The sequence below is a fragment of the Stenotrophomonas sp. Steno-C18 genome (assembly GCF_056393195.1).
In genome coordinates this window covers 90692-103560 of the sequence record NZ_JBWJOX010000006.1, presented here as the reverse complement: position 1 = coordinate 103560, position 12869 = coordinate 90692, and the positions used below count along the sequence as shown (strand labels likewise).

General features: G+C 66.8%; 13 protein-coding genes, 5 tRNA genes and 1 other RNA gene. 5 read left to right on the top strand and 14 right to left on the bottom strand.

From position 1 onward, the window contains the following. Nucleotides 1-750 (bottom strand): 3-deoxy-D-manno-octulosonic acid kinase, encoded by a 750-nt coding sequence (locus AC06FE_RS13425; protein WP_132866158.1) that lies wholly within the window; start codon nucleotides 748-750, stop codon nucleotides 1-3. A 22-nt stretch (nucleotides 751-772) separates the two neighbouring features. Here AC06FE_RS13425 and AC06FE_RS13420 point away from each other — a divergent pair, with 22 nt between their 5' ends. Further along, entirely contained in the window at nucleotides 773-1819 is a 1047-nt protein-coding gene (locus AC06FE_RS13420; RefSeq protein WP_478073291.1) for a glycosyltransferase family 9 protein, read from the top strand. A 61-nt stretch (nucleotides 1820-1880) separates the two neighbouring features. Here the strand turns inward: AC06FE_RS13420 and AC06FE_RS13415 are convergent, their stop codons facing one another. Then, on the bottom strand, nucleotides 1881-2279 hold the full coding sequence (locus AC06FE_RS13415; protein ID WP_478073290.1) for a DUF6165 family protein: 399 nt from the start codon (nucleotides 2277-2279) through the stop codon (nucleotides 1881-1883). 593 nt (nucleotides 2280-2872) lie between these two features. Here AC06FE_RS13415 and AC06FE_RS13410 point away from each other — a divergent pair. After that, complete coding sequence (locus AC06FE_RS13410) at nucleotides 2873-4333, top strand: MFS transporter (protein WP_192286540.1); 1461 nt, start codon at nucleotides 2873-2875, stop codon at nucleotides 4331-4333. Nucleotides 4334-4645: 312 nt separating this feature from the next. On the opposite strand, the gene AC06FE_RS13405 is transcribed toward AC06FE_RS13410, so the two are convergent. The 3 genes from AC06FE_RS13405 to AC06FE_RS13395 form a co-directional block, all read right to left on the bottom strand. Beyond that, nucleotides 4646-4772: non-coding RNA, RtT sRNA (locus AC06FE_RS13405), on the bottom strand. Between the two features lie 78 nt (nucleotides 4773-4850). Next, nucleotides 4851-4941: transfer RNA gene (locus AC06FE_RS13400), tRNA-Ser, on the bottom strand. After that, the gene (locus tag AC06FE_RS13395; RefSeq protein WP_192286541.1) at nucleotides 4920-5156 is read right to left on the bottom strand and encodes a hypothetical protein; all 237 of its coding nucleotides are present in this window, start codon (nucleotides 5154-5156) and stop codon (nucleotides 4920-4922) included. Before AC06FE_RS13395 ends, AC06FE_RS13400 begins: the two co-directional genes overlap by 22 nt. Between AC06FE_RS13395 and AC06FE_RS13390 the strand changes: the two genes are divergently transcribed. Beyond that, nucleotides 5139-5843, top strand: a complete 705-nt coding sequence (locus AC06FE_RS13390) for a PP2C family protein-serine/threonine phosphatase (protein ID WP_132864872.1) — start codon at nucleotides 5139-5141, stop codon at nucleotides 5841-5843. The genes AC06FE_RS13395 and AC06FE_RS13390 overlap by 18 nt on opposite strands. A 17-nt stretch (nucleotides 5844-5860) precedes the next feature. Here AC06FE_RS13390 and dnaQ read toward each other — a convergent pair whose 3' ends face one another. Genes dnaQ through AC06FE_RS13375 form a run of 3 tightly spaced genes read right to left on the bottom strand, consistent with a single transcriptional unit; the run spans nucleotide 5861 to nucleotide 7529 of the window. Further along, nucleotides 5861-6586 (bottom strand): DNA polymerase III subunit epsilon, encoded by a 726-nt coding sequence (gene dnaQ / locus AC06FE_RS13385; RefSeq protein WP_313254034.1) that lies wholly within the window; start codon nucleotides 6584-6586, stop codon nucleotides 5861-5863. Nucleotides 6587-6594: 8 nt separating this feature from the next. Continuing rightward, nucleotides 6595-7047, bottom strand: a complete 453-nt coding sequence (gene rnhA / locus AC06FE_RS13380) for a ribonuclease HI (protein ID WP_132864874.1) — start codon at nucleotides 7045-7047, stop codon at nucleotides 6595-6597. Between the two features lie 17 nt (nucleotides 7048-7064). Continuing rightward, entirely contained in the window at nucleotides 7065-7529 is a 465-nt protein-coding gene (locus tag AC06FE_RS13375) for a class I SAM-dependent methyltransferase (RefSeq protein ID WP_313254036.1), read from the bottom strand. Nucleotides 7530-7729: 200 nt separating this feature from the next. Between AC06FE_RS13375 and gloB the strand changes: the two genes are divergently transcribed. Further along, a complete protein-coding gene (gloB, locus tag AC06FE_RS13370; protein WP_313254039.1) occupies nucleotides 7730-8494 on the top strand; it encodes a hydroxyacylglutathione hydrolase in 765 nt (254 codons plus the stop codon). Continuing rightward, nucleotides 8491-9678 carry a lytic transglycosylase domain-containing protein gene (locus AC06FE_RS13365; protein WP_478073289.1) on the top strand — a complete coding sequence of 396 codons (1188 nt, stop codon included), beginning with the start codon at nucleotides 8491-8493 and terminating at the stop codon, nucleotides 9676-9678. The genes gloB and AC06FE_RS13365 overlap by 4 nt, the downstream gene beginning before the upstream one ends. A 244-nt stretch (nucleotides 9679-9922) precedes the next feature. Here the strand turns inward: AC06FE_RS13365 and AC06FE_RS13360 are convergent, their stop codons facing one another. The 6 genes from AC06FE_RS13360 to AC06FE_RS13335 form a co-directional block, all read right to left on the bottom strand. Further along, nucleotides 9923-11893 carry a peptidyl-prolyl cis-trans isomerase gene (locus tag AC06FE_RS13360; RefSeq protein ID WP_478073288.1) on the bottom strand — a complete coding sequence of 657 codons (1971 nt, stop codon included), beginning with the start codon at nucleotides 11891-11893 and terminating at the stop codon, nucleotides 9923-9925. A 130-nt stretch (nucleotides 11894-12023) separates the two neighbouring features. Then, nucleotides 12024-12100, bottom strand: a tRNA-Asp gene (locus tag AC06FE_RS13355). Between the two features lie 63 nt (nucleotides 12101-12163). Continuing rightward, a tRNA-Asp gene (locus AC06FE_RS13350) sits at nucleotides 12164-12240 on the bottom strand. A gap of 82 nt (nucleotides 12241-12322) precedes the next feature. Further along, nucleotides 12323-12399, bottom strand: a tRNA-Asp gene (locus AC06FE_RS13345). A gap of 27 nt (nucleotides 12400-12426) precedes the next feature. Beyond that, a tRNA-Val gene (locus AC06FE_RS13340) sits at nucleotides 12427-12501 on the bottom strand. 12 nt (nucleotides 12502-12513) lie between these two features. Next, nucleotides 12514-12786, bottom strand: a complete 273-nt coding sequence (locus tag AC06FE_RS13335; protein WP_132862574.1) for an HU family DNA-binding protein — start codon at nucleotides 12784-12786, stop codon at nucleotides 12514-12516. Nucleotides 12787-12869 lie beyond the last annotated feature (83 nt).

Sequence of the window (12869 nt, the reverse complement as noted above, 5' to 3'; positions counted from 1 at the left end):
TCACACGCCCCGGTTCCAGGCCAGATCGTAGGCACGGCGCAGCCGTGCATAGTCCTTCTCGACATCCTCGCGGCTGCGCTCGCCGCGCAGCTTGAGCAACGAACGCAGCAGGCGCTTGAGGTTGCGCTCGCGCCAGCGCGTGGCCGGGATGCGCAGCACGCCCCGGTCGAAATCGATCAACCAGCCACGGCCATTGGCGTCGAACAGGATGTTGTGGGCATTCAGGTCGGCATGGTCCAGCCCGGCCCGGTGGAAGCGGGCGATCAGCCGCCCGGCTTCTTCCCAGGGGGCGCCACGCCCGGCCACCTGCGCGCGGTCGGCCAGCGAACGCACGTCCTCCAGGCGCTCCATCAGGATCGCCGCCCGGTAACGCACGCCATCGCGCATGTAGAACGCGGCCAGCGGCTGCGGCACCGGCAGCTTGTGCGCGATGAGCTTCCGCATCAGCCGGAATTCGGCGAAGCTGCGGGTGCGGTCCGGGCCCTGCCACAGGTAACGGTCACGGCTGAACTTGGCCGCCACCCCACCGCGCAGGTAGTTGCGCAGCACGCAATGCCCGAACGGCGCATCCACGAACCACGCGCCGCCACGCCCGCCCTCGCCCACCGGCCGCGCCTTGTCGCCCCAGTGGGCAGGGGAAAACAGCGTCGGCTCGGCTTGCCGCAGGCGTTGGCGGTCGAACAGAATGGCACCGTATCCACGACCTTCGCGGCACGGCGTCAGAGCTTCAGTGGCGTCGAATGCGACCATTCTTAGCGAGTCTAACAACACCATGCCTGCAACGTCCTCCCCGCTGTGCCTCTTGCGCCTCTCGGCGCTGGGAGACGTGACCCATGTGGTGCCGCTGGTACGCACCCTGCAGCAGGGCCTGCCGGGCACGCCACTGCACTGGGTGATCGACAAGGCCGGCCACAAGTTGCTCGACGGGCTGCCGGGCGTGCATTTCCACGTCTACGACAAGAACACCGGCCTGGCTGGAATGCGTGCGCTGCGTCGCGAATTGCCGGAGGGGCGCTTCGAGGCCCTGCTGCAGATGCAGGTGGCGCTGCGTGCCAACGTGCTGTCGGCCTTCATCCCGGCCCGGCGCCGCATCGGCTACGACAGATCGCGCTCGAAGGATCTGCACGGGCTTTTCATCAACGAGCGCATCCCCGACCGCCCCGGCATCCATGTGCTCGATGCGATCGGCAGCTTCTGCGAGCCGCTGGGCCTGAAGCAGACCGAGGTCCGCTGGGACCTGGCCACGCCGGCCGACGCCCATGCGTGGGCCGCCGCGCAATGGCAGGACGATGGCCGCCAGGTGCTGATGATCTCGCCCTGCTCCAGCCACCAGCGCCGCAACTGGTACGCCGAACGCTACGCCGCGCTGGCCGACCACGCCGCTGCCCAAGGTTGGCGGGTGGTGCTGTGTGGCGGCCGCAGCGACCTGGAGCGCGACACCACCGACGCCATCCTCGCTGCGATGCAGCACCCGGCCCTGGACCTGGTCGGCAAGGACACGCTCAAGCAGCTGCCCGCCCTGCTCGCCCGCGCCAACCTGCTGGTCACCCCGGACTCGGGGCCGATGCATATCGCCAATGCGGTCGGCACCAAGGTGCTGGGCCTGCATGCGGCCAGCAATCCGGCGCGCAGCGGCCCCTATTCGGACCGCCGCTACTGCGTGGACCGTTACGACGACGCCGCCCGCCGCTACCTGCACAAGCCGGCCAGCGCGCTGAAATGGGGCACCAAGATCGAGTTCGACGAGGTGATGTCACTGATCACCGTCGAGGACGCCATCGCTGCCTTCGAGCGTTACCGCAGCGACCACGACCACTGATCCGCGCAACGAAAAGGCCGCCCCCAGGGCGGCCTTTTCAATTGGCGCGGCTTGCTCCGGCTCAGCCGGCGCGGTAGTCCTGGTAGGACTTCTCTTCCACGTAGCTGGAGCCCAGCGCCAGGTTGATCGCCTTCTTGATCCGGGCGCGCTCGTCGTTCTGGAAGTAGACGCTGCGCGCCAGCTGCACGAAGCCGTCGTCGAAGGACTGCGCCTTCTCCTTCAGGCGGATGTCGTCCTCGATGTCCCACAAGCGCTCGTTGACCGCCTTGAGCTCGCTGCGCAGCGCGGCGATGTCCTGCGCCGCGGCCGGGTGGGCCGCCCAGGTGCGGTCCAGCGCCGCCAGTTCATTGCGCACATTGGCCAGCTTGGCCGCATCGCTCATCCGCTCGGACTTGATCTCCAGGATCGAGATCTTGTCGAGCAGCTCGCCAAAGGAAACGGGGACCAGGATTTCAGACATGGGGCACACCTGCGAAACGTGGCGCACAGTGTAGCCGCGCATGGCATCGCAGCGCCCCTCCCTACCCCTCGGCCCGACCGCCGCCCGGCGTACCAGAGGCATTTGCCGCCCTTTTTCCTGCACGGGCGGCAGATCCCCGTGGCATCCCGGCATGCGTCCTGCGGTCCGTATCCACGTATTGCGGCACATCGCCGGGCGATGCTGCATTGCGGCGACGCGGGCCGCTGTCCACACGCCATTCCGGCCACGCGGCAGCGAACTTGGTAACGGCTGAAAGTCTTCGTTGACAGTGCCGACAAACGCTCTGTACAACCGTCGCCGGCTGGCTCGGACGGGCAATGCCATGACTGCACGCGGGGAAATCGGGGAACCGGGGGAGGTCGGCCAATGGCCTGACGGCCGCCACCGTCGCTTCCGACACCCGCCGCGTGGGTCGAGTCCAGATCATGCAGCTGGCCTTGCATCGCCCCACGGCACCGGGCACGCAATGCCCGCTGCACCCCTGCATGTGTGACGGGCCGCGCCGGCAACTCCCGCAGGGGAAGCCGCGCGGCACCGGGACACCTGCCCTCCTCTGCCGCGATGACTACTCCATGAGCCAAAAAACCCGCTGGTCCCAGTTTGCCGTCCTCATCACGGTGTTCTTCTTCTGGGGCTTCGTCGCTGCCAGCAACGACATCCTGATCCCGGTCTTCAAGAACGCCTTCCACCTGACCCAGGCACAAAGCCAGTACGTGGCGCTGGCCTTCTACGTCGCCTATACGGTGGGCTCGCTGTTCTACTTCTTCACCTCCAAGCTGATCGGCGCCGACGTGCTCAACCGCATCGGTTACAAGAACGGCATCAGCCTGGGCCTGTTGATCTCGGCCGTCGGCACCCTGCTGTTCTACCCGGCCGCCAACCTCGGTTCGTTCGGCCTGATGCTGTCGGGCCTGTTCATCGTCGGCCTGGGCTTCTCGCTGCAGCAGATCGCCGCCAACCCGCTGGCGGTGGTGATGGGCGACCCGGCCACCGGCGCGCAGCGGCTGACCCTGGCCGGTGGCATCAACAACTTCGGCACCACCATCGGGCCATTGCTGGTGAGCTTCGCCATCTTCGGCAGCGTGGCCTCGGGCAACACCGAAGCCAGCATCGAAAGCGTCAAGACGCCCTACCTCGTGCTCGGTGGCGTGTTCGTGCTGGTGGCGCTGCTGCTGAAGTTCTCGCCGCTGCCCAACCACATCGACCTGGATGCGCTGGCGGCCGACGAGGCCCAGGACAGCGACAAGCTCATCCACAAGCGCTCGGCATTCTCCTACCCGCAGCTGGTGCTGGGGATGATCGCGATCTTCCTGTACGTCGGCGTCGAGGTGTCCACCATCGCCAACCTGCCGGCCTACCTGGAATTGCCGGTCGACCAGGGCGGACTCGGGCTGGACGTGTCGGTTATCGCCCCGTTCGTGTCGCTGTACTGGGCCAGCCTGATGATCGGCCGCTGGAGCGGCGCGGCCGGCGCGTTCGACGTCGGCAACAACGTCAAGCGCTGGCTGACCCTGCTGTTGCCGTACATCGCCTTCGGCCTGTTCCTGGCGGTCAATGCCATCGCCCGGCATGAGATCTCGCAGTTCTACGGCTACGCTGGCGTGATCGTGCTGATGATCCTGGCCACCCTGGCCAGCAAGGGCAACCCGGCGCGCATGCTGTTGTACTTCGCGCTGTGCGGCATCGCCGCGCTGCTGGTGGGCATGTTCACCACCGGCATGACCAGCGTGATCGCCTTCATCAGCGTAGGCCTGTTCTGCAGCACGATGTGGCCCTGCGTGTTCACCCTGGCCATCACCGGCCTGGGCCGCAACACCAACGAGGGCAGCAGCCTGCTGATCATGATGATCATGGGCGGCGGCGTGGTCAGCTTCGCGCAGGGCGCGCTGGCCGACCGCATCGGCATCCATTACAGCTTTGTCGTCGGCGTGCTGTGTTTCTGCTACCTGGCGTTCTACGCGCTGCGCACCGTCGGCATCCTCAAGAAGCAGGGCATCGACCTGGACAAGCTGGCCGCCCAAGGCGGGCACTGACCGGCACGGCCCCGCGTGGAATGCCACCGGGTTGCATGCGGCCAACGCCTGAGCGGACGTTGGCGGCGCGGCCAGGTACCACCGCGCGATGAGGAAGGCCGCCTTCGGGCGGCCTTCTTCTACCTAGCGGATAGGGGATTGATTCGACGCTGCGCGCCCCACCCTTCGGGCGGCGTCGCCGTCCCACCGGCAGACGCCGGCGGGGCTTCTCATCCCCCCGCATTCCATCTCGCATGTTCCAGCCCCGGGCGGATACGACCCGAACGGTGCCCCATGAAAAAAGCCGCCCGGAGGCGGCTTTTTTCATGTATCTGGCGGAGAGGGGGGGATTGATTCGACGCTGCGCGCCTCACCCTTCGGGCGGCTTCGCCGTCCCACCGGCTGACGCCGGCGGTCGAACCCCGGCGGGGCTTCTCATCCCCCCGCGATCCCTCTCGCATGTTCCAGCCCCGGGCGGATACGACCCGAACGATGTCCCATGAAAAAAGCCGCCCGGAGGCGGCTTTTTTCATGTATCTGGCGGAGAGGGGGGGATTCGAACCCCCGAGGCGCTATAAACGCCTGCCTGATTTCGAGTCAGGTACATTCAACCGCTCTGCCACCTCTCCAGATGGTCCCGGCGAGCCGGGCTGCGAATGATAAGGGGCTTCGGCCAAGCCGACAAGCGCTTTTTCATCATCAAACCGATCAACGCCACGTCCGGCAACCTTTCCCGCAGCTGGCTGGCCCCCTGCCGCCGCTTGCCGTACACGTCCATGAACGCGATGATGCGGATTCTCCATACGCCGCGCCCTTCCGGGCACCCATGATCGAATTCGGACACCTCAGCCACGTCGGCCTGCGCCGCCAGCTCAATGAAGACACCTATTACGGTGACGGCGAGCTGGGCCTCTGGCTGGTCGCCGATGGCATGGGCGGGCATGCCTGTGGCGAGGTCGCCAGCGCACTGGCGCGCGAGACCATCGTGCGCGAAGTCCGCAACGGCACCGCGTTGGCCCAGGCCATCCGCATCGCCGACGAGGAGATCATCCGCACCTCGCGCCGTCGCAACGACAGCCTGCCGATGGGCACCACCGTCGTGGCCGCGCGCGTGCAGGGCAACCGCTTCGAGGTGGCCTGGGTCGGCGACAGCCGCGCCTACCTGTGGCGCGACGGCAAGCTGGGCCAGCTCAGCCAGGACCACAGCTACGTGCAGGAGCTGATTGCCCAGGGCACGCTCACCGCCGAGCAGGCCCGCGCCCATCCACACCGCAATGTCGTCACCCAGGCGCTCGGCGTCACCGATCCGGCCCACCTCAACGTCGCCACCATGACCGGCGAGCTGCGCCCTGGCATGCAACTGCTGCTGTGCAGTGACGGCCTGACCGAGGAAGTGGACGACCGCAGCCTGGCCGAAACCCTCGGCCACGCCGACTGCAGCGCGCAGGAATGCGTGGACATGCTGGTCGCCGCCGCGCTGGATGGCGGCGGCTCGGACAACATCACGGCCATCCTCGTCCGCTGCCACTGAGGCAGCGGCTCCCGGCCTCAGGCCGGTTCGGGTTCCGGCGCGCGTTCGCCATCCCACCAGGCGTGACCAGCCTTCTTGCGGAGCTTGGCCAGGCGCGCCTCATGCGCCTCCAGCTCAGACGCCGTGGCCACCACCTGTGGCCGCGGCAACAGCACCGAAGCGTCGAAGGCCTGCATCGTGCCGGCGGCACTGGCTTTCTCCGCCTCGGGCTGGCCGAAGCCGATCTCTTCCTGGCCGGAGGTCAGCGCGATGTAGACGTCGGCCAGGATCTGGGCATCGAGCAGGCCGCCGTGCAGTTGGCGGTGCGAGTTGTCCACGCCCAGGCGCTTGCACAGCGCATCGAGTGAATTGCGCTGGCCCGGGAAGCGTTCGCGCGCCATCGCCAGGGTGTCGGTCACCGTCACCCGCTCGCTCAGCCGGCCCTTGCCGGCCAGCACCATCTCGTTCTCCAGGAAGCCCATGTCGAACGAGGCGTTGTGGATGATCAGCTCGGCGCCGTCCACGTAGGCCAGGAACTCATCGACGATTTCGTCGAAGCGCGGCTTGTCGGCCAGGAAGTCCAGGCTCAGGCCGGTCACTTCGGCCGCACCGGCCTCGAAGTCGCAGTCCGGCTTCATGTAACGGTGGAAGTTGTTGCCGCTGGGACGGCGCTCCAGCAGCTCCACGCAGCCGATTTCGACCACGCGGTTGCCTTTCTTCCATTCCAGGCCGGTGGTTTCGGTATCAAGGATGATCTGGCGCATGGCCTACCTCAGTTGCTTGCGGCGCCATCGCGCACGCGGATTGCTGCATCGCGGGCCAACTGGTCCACGCGTTCGTTGTCAGGGTCGCCATTGTGGCCCTTCACCCAGCGCCATTCGATCTGGTGCCGCTGGGTGGCGGTGTGCAGGCGCTCCCACAGGTCGCGGTTCTTCACCGGGTCGCCGCCGGCGGTCTTCCAGTTGCGCCGCACCCAGCCCGGCATCCACTCGGTGATGCCCTGGCGCACGTACTGCGAGTCGGTCTGCAGCATGATGTTGCACGGCTCGCTGAGTGCCTCCAGCCCGGCGATGGCCGCCATCAGCTCCATCCGGTTGTTGGTGGTGTGCGCTTCGCCGCCGCTCAGTTCGCGCTCGTGCGCCTTGTAGCGCAGCAGGGCCGCCCAACCGCCCGGCCCCGGGTTGCCGAGGCAGGCGCCGTCGGTATGTATTTCGATTGACTTCATGTAGTTCCGTAAGTTGTTCAGGTCACGACCGGCCGCGACCAGCCTGCACGGCTGGCCTTGATCGGCCCGATCAGCGCCTCGGTGCGCTTCTCCGCCTCCAGCACGCACAAGGCGCGCAAGGCCGGCAGCCCGCTGCCCGGGGCATCGGCGGCCTGGCTCCACAGCGGCCCGTAATACTGCACGGTCTGGCAACGGATGCCATGCCGTTTCAGCAGCACGCGGCTGCGCGCCATCGAGGCCGGCCGCGCGCCCTGCCACTGCCAATGTGCCCGGTACGGGCTGTAGCGGTTGAGCAGCGTCATCCACAGGCGTCCGCCGGGCATCAGCACCCGCGCGCACTCGGCCAGCAAGCGGTCCAGGTCCTCCGAGGCCGCGTGCTGGATCACGATCGCGTTGAGGCCTTCGGCCGGCAATGGCAGCGGTAGTCCACAATGCAGGTCGCCAAACCAGTGCCCGCCGTTGCCCACCCGGTGCAGGCGCAATCCACGTCCCGCCGGACCGTTTTCGGGCCGCCATGCCGCATTGGGGGACAGCCACAGCCAAGGCTGTGAAGGCACGCCCTGCAGGCGCTGGAGCAGGTGCCGGTGCTCCCAATCCCGCATCGCCTGCGCCCCGGCCATCTCAAACCAGGGCGAGACTGCAGCTTGACGGGGGGACGGGGCGGCAGGCATTTTCCAATTCTATGCGACTGACCGCCCTGCCTGCATTCCAGGACAACTACATCTGGGCGCTGCAAACGCCCGACGATCGCGCCGTTTTCATCGACCCGGGCGAGGCCGGGCCGGTGCTGGAGGCTGCCGCCCAGGGCATGCAGCCTGCCGCCGTCCTGCTCACCCATCACCACGACGACCACATCGGCGGGGTGGCCGAACTGCGCAGGCAGTGGCCGCGCCTGAGGGTGTTCGGCCCCGTGGATGAACGCATCGGCCTGGAACATGAACAGGTGGCCGATGGCGACCGGGTACAATTGTCCGGCTTCGACCTCTCGGTGATGGCGGTACCCGGCCACACCCGAAGCCACATCGCGTACTTCGGCCACAACCACCTGTTCTGTGGCGACATGCTGTTCAGCCTGGGCTGTGGGCGCATGTTCGAAGGTACGCCCGCCCAGATGCTGGCCTCGCTCAAGCGCCTGGCCGCCCTGCCCCCGCAGACATGGGTCTGCTGCGGGCATGAGTACACGCTGGCCAATGCCGTGTTCGCGCGGCATGTCGATCCCACCAACGCGGCATTGCAACGCCGCCAACAGGAAGCCTTGGACATGCGCAGCCGTTCCCGTCCCACCGTTCCCGCCGTACTGGCCAACGAACTGCAATGCAATCCCTTCCTGCGCACGGGCGAAGCCGTCATCCGTGACGCCGTCGCCGCCCACCTGGGCCAGTTCCCGGCCGACGAGGTGGACGTATTCGCCGGATTGCGGCGCTGGAAAGACGGTTTCCGCGCGTGAAGCGGGGCAGCCTCTCCCTGGTGCTCGGGCTGTTGCTCGGCGCCAGCGCCGCCGCCAGCGCCCAGTCGCTCCCCGCCGGCCTGAGCCAGAACCTGGCCACCGCCGCGGCCCTGCCGCTGGACCCGGACTCCCTGCCGCCTGCCACCACCCGCAACGGCCGCGAGATCTTCAGCAACTTCCGCGAAGGCCTGGCCGCACCGCAATGCGATGCCGAAGCCACCAGCCCGCGCTGGCGCAAGCAGTTCGCGCATGCGCCGAGCCGGCTGGGCAACATCGACGACGACGCCCTGCCGCTGTTCGGCTACGTGGTCGATGAACTGCGCAGCGCCGGCCTGCCCACCGAGTTCGCCCTGATCCCGTTCGTCGAGAGCGGTTACCGCCCGGGCGCCCGCAACAGCAGCGGTCCGGCCGGCCTGTGGCAGTTCATCGCCACCACCGCGCGCAACCACCGCGTGCCGATGGAAGGCGGCTACGATGGTCGCCTCTCGGCGGTGGACTCCACCCGTGCCGCGGTCCGCTACCTGAAAACCCTGCACGGCATGTTCGCCGGGGACTGGGAGCTTGCGGTGATGGCCTACAACGCCGGTGAGTACCGCATCCTGCAGGCCCTACGCCGCGGCGGCATGAACGCACAGAATGCCGACGCCAGCGCCCTGCCCGGCCTGTCCCCGATCACCTATTCCTACGTCGAGAAGCTGCATGCGCTGGCCTGCGTGCTGGAGCAGGCCGAAGGCGAACCCGACCTGATGGCCGCCCTGGATCGGCCGGTTCCGATCCTCAAGGGGCACACCCTGCCAGCCAACACCTCGCTGGCGGCCTGGTCGGCGCAGAACGCGCTGGACCCGGCCCGCATCGCCCGCCTCAACCCGGCCCTGACCGCCGCCCGCTCCGGCACCGCCGTACTCGCGCCGGCCCTGGCAGGCGGCGCCGTGGACGTCCCGGTGCTCGCCGCCGCCGAACCTGCGCCCGCCGCAACACCAGCACGCAACGCGCCGGCCGCTCCGCGCGCGGTTGCTTCGGCCAGCAGCAGCGCACGCCGCCACACGGTCCGCAATGGCGAATCGGCCTGGTCGATCGCCCGTCGCTACGGGATCCCGGTCAAGGCCTTGTTGTCGTTCAACAACCTCGATGCGCGCGCCGTCCTCAAGCCCGGCATGGTGCTGCGTTACGAAGAAGCGCGATAAGCTGCGCCCCTCCGATTGCAGAACGCCCGGCAACGCCGGGCGTTCTTTTGTCCGGCGGAGCGCCCTCGGGCGCAAGCGGATCATCCCTGATCGAAAGCAGCGCCTTGCGGACACGGCAATATGTTTACCCGCCTCGGTAGTCGCGGCGGCTTCGCCGCTGAAGCCGCTCCTGCGACAGGCGTGCAGGCCCCACAAAAAAGCCCGGCCATTGGCCGGGCTTTTTCGTCTTCATCCCTTCAGGGAATCAGAGCTGCGATTCCTGCACCTGCACCTTGAAGCGCTTGCGCATGCCATCGACGTAGGCCTTGGCCGCAGCGGCACCATCAATCTGGCTGAGCTGCTGCTTGAGCATGGCCTGCTGCTGTTCCGGCACTTCAGCGGGGTTGCCCGGGGTCACCTTGGTCACCGCGAACAACGCATAGCGACCATCCTCGAGCGCGACCTTGCCGTAGCTGGGCTTGTCGGCAGTCGGCGGCGCAGCGCTGAACACGGCACGGTTGGCGACAGCGCTGGGCATCGGCGCGTTGCGCGGCAGGCCGGGGATCGGCATCAGCTGCAGCTTCTCCGCCTCGGCCAGTGCCTGCAGGGTCTGCCCGCCGTTCAACTTGGCCAGCAGTGCATCGGCGGCCTTGTTCGAAGCCTCCTCGACGCGGTGCTCGCGCACCGCAGCGATCACCTGGTCACGCGCCTTGTCCAGCGGAATGGCCTGCTCCGGCGTATGCGCGGTAACGCGGATCATCACGCTGTGGTTCGGTGCCAGTTCGATCGGATCGCTGACAGTGCCATCCTCGACCAACGCATCGGAGAACGCCGCCTTCAGCACCGCCGGGTTGGTGGCGATGCCGCTGGCGGTGGCACGGCTGAACGGCGCAAGGGTCTGCACCGGCAGCCCCACTTCCTTGGCCGCCGACTCCAGCGCGGTCGGATTCTTGTAGACCAGGTCCACCAGGCGACCGCTCAGGTCGTTGAACGCACGCTCGGTGTCGGCCTGCAGCTGCTCGGCCGCCAACTGGTCACGTACTTCCTCGAACGGACGGCCTTCGCCACCCTTGATCTCGCGCAGCTTCAGCACGTGGTAGCCGAACTCGGTCTTCACCGGCCCGACCACGTCGCCCGCCTTCATCGCGAACAGCGCATCTTCGAACGGCTTGACCATCACGCCCTTCTCGACCCAACCCAGGTCACCACCGGTGTCCTTGGAACCGGGATCCTGCGAATTGGCCTTGGCCAGTGCGGCGAAATCGGCCCCCGGCTGCTTGGCCTCGGCGGCCAGCTGGGTGGCCTTGGCCTCGGCGGCCTTCTGCGACGCCTCGTCGCTGCCGGCGCTGATCAGGATGTGCGAAGCCAAACGCTGGTCCGCCGACACGAAACGTGCCTTCTCGTCCTCATAGCGCTTGCGCAGCGTCGCCTCGTCCGCAGCAGCAGCTGGCGGCATCGCCGCCGCGTTGAGCTCCACGTATTCCAGCGACACCGTCTCCGGCTGCAGGAACTGCTTGGGATGGGTGTCGTACCACTGCTTGATCTCGGCATCGCTGACCGCGGCGGTGTCGGCCTCCGGGGCCGGCAGCAGCGCGAACTCGGTGTCACGGGTTTCACCCAGCAACTTCAACAGGCGCTCGCTTTCGCCCTTGGTGGTGAACCCCGACTGCGCCAACGCATTGGGAATGATCGACTGCTGCAAGCTGGTACGCACCAGCTGTTCGAACATGGCCGGCGTGCGCGGCGGGTTGCCTTGCGCCAGGGTCAGTCGGTACTGGTCGCCATCGAACTTGCCGTCGCGCTTGAACGCGTCGATGCTGTTGATGTAATCGCGCACTGCGGCGTCACCGACGACGATATGCGCATCTTCGGCGGCCAGGCGCACCACCTGCTCGTCGATCAGCTGGTCGAGCACGGCGCGCTTGCTTTCGGTGGTCTCGAACTCACGCGGGTCGAAGTTGTCGCCCTGCATTTCGCGCGCCTGCATGCGCGCCTGTTCGAAACGCGTCCGGAAGTCCTCGACGCTGATCTCGTGGTGGTTCCACAGGAACGACATCGGCCACCACGACGGCGCCGAGCGCCACCACGACGGCGGTGCCGATACCTTGGCCACGTTCTGTGCGCCGACGCCACCGAGGTAGCTGTTGTCGATCACGAACAGGAACGGGATCATCAGCAGGCCCATGATCACGGTAACGATCCAGCCTGAGGTCTTGTCGCGAAGTTTCTGCAGCATGGGAAAAATCAGGGCCTATTGGCGAGCCGGGCAGTGTAACCCGCTTCCCCCTTGACTCCCAAACAAGCCCTCCGCAGGCGGGCGGCCAAAGAAAAAGCCCCCGGCTTGCGCCGAGGGCTTTTGAGACAACTGGCGGAGCGGACGGGACTCGAACCCGCGACCTCCGGCGTGACAGGCCAGCATTCTAACCAGCTGAACTACCGCTCCACGTTTTGACTCGTCCACCGCCGGAAACCCGACGATGCGCGCTCCGGGGAGCGACTTGATTAATGGCGGAGCGGACGGGACTCGAACCCGCGACCTCCGGCGTGACAGGCCAGCATTCTAACCAGCTGAACTACCGCTCCGCATTAACTTTTTTTAGTTTTCCTTCAACCAAAGTGGTTTCGAGAAAACAAGGCCCCCGATCGCTCAGGGGCCGGTATGAAGTGGCGGAGCGGACGGGACTCGAACCCGCGACCTCCGGCGTGACAGGCCAGCATTCTAACCAGCTGAACTACCGCTCCACTTTCAAACTTTTCGTTGGTGCTTATTGGTGGGTGCTGAGGGTTTCGAACCCCCGACCCTCTCCTTGTAAGGGAGACGCTCTACCACTGAGCTAAGCACCCCCGGTGAGCCGCTTAGTTTACAGCGTCCTTCAGGGCTTTACCAGCCTTGAAGGCAGGATTTTTTGCAGCGGCGATCTTGATCTCTTCGCCGGTCTTCGGATTGCGGCCGGTGCGCTCGGCGCGCTCGCGAACCTGGAACGTACCGAAGCCCACCAGAGTCACGGCATCGCCCTTCTTCAGGGCCTTGGTGATCTCGGCGATGACAGCGTCAACTGCACGGCCAGCCTCGGCCTTGGACAGGTCAGCAGCAGCGGCAACGCCATCAATCAATTCGGTCTTGTTCATTCTGTAAAACTCCCTTTGCGGCAAATCCGCGGAATAGTTGGGTGGGTCGCTGCCGCTATGGCAAGGCAACGACCGGAGATCCT